The sequence below is a fragment of the Aquitalea sp. S1-19 genome (assembly GCF_024343515.1).
Map to the genome: position 1 here is coordinate 1 of NZ_RJTZ01000186.1, position 3,142 is coordinate 3,142.

Consider the following 3,142-nt stretch of genomic DNA (forward strand, 5'->3'; position numbering starts at 1 on the left):
CTTCCAGTTCTTCCCAGCGCGCGAGTTTATCCAGCATGGCAAGCTCGATTTCCTCGATACGCAACTGCCAGGTATGGGCTTGTTGCGGCTGTTCGCGAAATACGGCAGGGTCCAGCAGTTTTTGTGTCAACTCGGCCTGCTCGCCTTCCAGTGCGGCAATTTCATCCGGCAACTGGGTCAGCTCGCGCGTTTCATTAAACGATAGTTTGTTGCGGCTGGCCTTGTTGCGTTCGGCCTTGGCTGTGCTGGCGGCTACCGGCTTGGCTGTGGCTTCGGCCGGTTTCATGGCCGCCATGCGCGCCTTGGTGTCTACCCAGTCCTGATAACCGCCCGGGTATTCTTCCAGTTTGCCGTCGCCTTCAAACACGATGGTCTGGGTGACGACATTGTCGAGGAAGGCGCGGTCATGGCTGACCAGAAACACGGTGCCTGCGTACTGGGTGATCAGTTCTTCCAGCAACTCAAGCGTATCGATATCCAGATCGTTGGTCGGTTCATCCAGCACCAGCACATTGGCCGGGCGGGTAAACAGGCGTGCCAGCAGCAGGCGGTTGCGCTCGCCACCGGACAGCGATTTGACCGGGCTGCGCGCACGCGCAGGCTCGAACAAAAAGTCTTCCAGATAGCTCATCACATGCTTTCTGTGGCCGGCGACTTCGATAAAGTCGTTGCCCTGGCTGATGACGTCGGCCACGCTCATTTCTTCGTCCAGCTGGGTGCGGAACTGGTCGAAGTAGGCAATATCAAGTTTGGTGCCGCGCTTGATGTCGCCGCTATCGGCTTCCAGCTCCCCCAGAATCAGCTTGAGCAAGGTGGTTTTGCCGGCGCCATTGGGGCCGATCAGGCCGATCTTGTCGCCGCGCAGGATGCGGGTGGTGAAGTCGCGGATCAGGGTGCGGCTGCCAAAGCCCTTGCTGACATGTTCCAGCTCGGCGACCAGCTTGCCCGAACGCTCGCCCGGATCTAGCTGGAAGTTGACCTGACCCACGCGCTCGCGCCGTTGTGAACGGGCGACACGCAGCGCTTCCAGACGGCGTACGCGGCCTTCGTTACGGGTGCGGCGCGCTTCGACGCCCTTGCGTATCCAGGCTTCTTCCTGGGCATGGAATTTGTCGAACAGGCGGGCCTGCTCGGCTTCGATGGCCAGTTCTTCCGCCTTTTTGACGTGGTAGGCGGAGAAGCTGCCGGGATAGCTGCGCAGAATGCCGCGATCCAGCTCGATAATGCGGGTGGCGACATTGTCAAGGAAGCGGCGGTCGTGGGTGACCAGCAAGACCGAGCCGGCAAAGCCCTTGAGCAGGCCTTCCAGCCATTCGATGGCGGAAACGTCCAGATGGTTGGTCGGTTCGTCCAGTAGCAACACATCCGGTTTGGCCGCCAGTGCGCGCGCCAGCGCCACACGCTTTTTCCAGCCGCCGGACAGGGCGCTGATCTTGACGTCGGGTTTGAGCTCGAGGTGGGACAAGGTGGTGGCAATCAGCGCATCGAACGCCCAGCCGTCACGCAGTTCGATCTCGTGCTGGATATGCGTCATGCGGTGCATCAGGGTGTCAAAGTCGGCATCGGGCTGGGTCAGCGCATCGGCCAGCGTATGATATTCGGCCAGAAAGGCCTTGAGTTCGCCCAGACCCTCGGATACGGCTTCGAATACCGTATGCTCGGGATTGAATTCGGGCTCTTGTGGTACCCAGCCTATATTCAGGTTGCCCTGGATATTGATGCGGCCATCGTCGAGACGCACCATGCCGGCGATGGATTTGATCAGGGAAGATTTGCCGGCGCCGTTGCGGCCGATCAGGCCGACGACTTCGCCTGCCTCCAGGGAAAAATCGACACGGTCCAGTAGGGCGTGGTGTCCGAAGGCAAGGCAAGCCTTCTCGACAGAAATGAGGGCCATGGATGGCTCGCTGGGTAGTTTGGGATGGCGCGATTGTAGCACGCCATGCGCGCCTGCCTTCGCTACGCCGTGCTAGCCATGTACAATGCGCGCCGTGATGGCCTGCCTTTAATTTTCCGCCATCGCGTTTTGCCCGTCACCCAAGGATAAACCATGTATTTCGTTGATCGCTCCGTCGCCATTATCAAACCGCGCGCGCCTTTTCTTGCGTGGCTGCGTACCGTATCCGGCGAGGACATGATAGATCTGACGCTGGACAGCCTGCGTGCCGACTGTACCGCCATGCTTTTGCCCGAGTTTGACGAGCCGGAGCAGGCGGTTGCCTATATCGACGAAATGGCCGAGCAGCTATTCCGTATGGAGCTGGCCAGCTGGCACGAAGACGAGTCGGCCTGGCCTGCTGATATCTCGCTGCTGGCGTTCTGGCAGTGGTTCGATGTCGAGTTCCACAGCATGGTGCTGGACAGCGTGGACGCCGATATTCTGAATACGCCGACGACCGAGCTGTAAGCTGGCATGGCGCTGCGGCCGTTTCGCGTGACTTTACGCCGGTCGCTGCTGGCGCTGCTGCTGTTTTGCCTGCTGGCCTCAAGCCTTGCGCTGGCGGTGCTGTACTGCAATGGACCGTGGGTCCTGCTGCTACTGGATGCAGCCTTGCTGCTGGCTTGCCTGCAAAGCGAGGGCTGGCTCGCCAATCGCCGCCGGCCCTTGTGTCTGGACGTCAGCGCCTCGGGCGTACTGAGCGCGGTTTTTCCGGATAGGAGCGAGCTCTGGCTGCTGGATGGCAATAGCCGCAGCAGTCCATGGCTGAGTGTCGTGATGGCACATGCCGGCAGTCAAAGGCGCAGGCTCACGCTATGGCCGGACAGCGCAGACGCCGATGCCTTGCGTAAGCTGCGCGTCTTTTTGCGCTGGCAGCCGGATGCGCGCAGGCCCTGATCCTCCCCCGACCCCATAATGAGAGTTGTCACCATGATGATACCCAACGCCAGTTCCACGCTTGAACAGTGGCTTGCCTATCTGGAAGCCGCCCACCCGGTCACTATCGATATGGGACTTGCCCGGGTGAGTGCGGTCAAGGCTGCCATGCAGCTGGATACCGATTTCCCCGTGGTCTTGATAGGCGGCACCAATGGCAAGGGTTCGGTCGCAGCCATGCTGTCGACCATCCTGAATCGCGCCGGCTTCAAAGTGGGCACCTATACCTCGCCGCATATCAATGACTACAACGAACGCGTCGCGATC

General features: G+C 60.4%; 3 protein-coding genes and 1 pseudogene. 3 read left to right on the plus strand and 1 reads right to left on the minus strand.

What is annotated here, in order from left to right; all coding sequences use genetic code 11:
* Positions 1-1,897, minus strand: a 1,897-nt coding sequence (locus tag EGI20_RS16845; protein ID WP_498632863.1) for an ATP-binding cassette domain-containing protein, incomplete at its 3' end; no start/stop codon positions are given.
* A 153-nt stretch (positions 1,898-2,050) separates the two neighbouring features.
* On the opposite strand from EGI20_RS16845, the gene EGI20_RS16850 reads away from it, so the two are divergent.
* The 3 genes and pseudogenes from EGI20_RS16850 to EGI20_RS16860 form a co-directional block, all read left to right on the plus strand.
* On the plus strand, positions 2,051-2,407 hold the full coding sequence (locus tag EGI20_RS16850) for a hypothetical protein (protein WP_124734482.1): 357 nt from the start codon (positions 2,051-2,053) through the stop codon (positions 2,405-2,407).
* Between the two features lie 6 nt (positions 2,408-2,413).
* Positions 2,414-2,836: a protein YgfX gene (locus EGI20_RS16855; protein ID WP_498631352.1), complete on the plus strand. Its 423-nt coding sequence runs from the start codon at positions 2,414-2,416 to the stop codon at positions 2,834-2,836.
* A gap of 33 nt (positions 2,837-2,869) precedes the next feature.
* Positions 2,870-3,142: pseudogene (locus EGI20_RS16860) on the plus strand (bifunctional tetrahydrofolate synthase/dihydrofolate synthase); the annotation flags it as partial.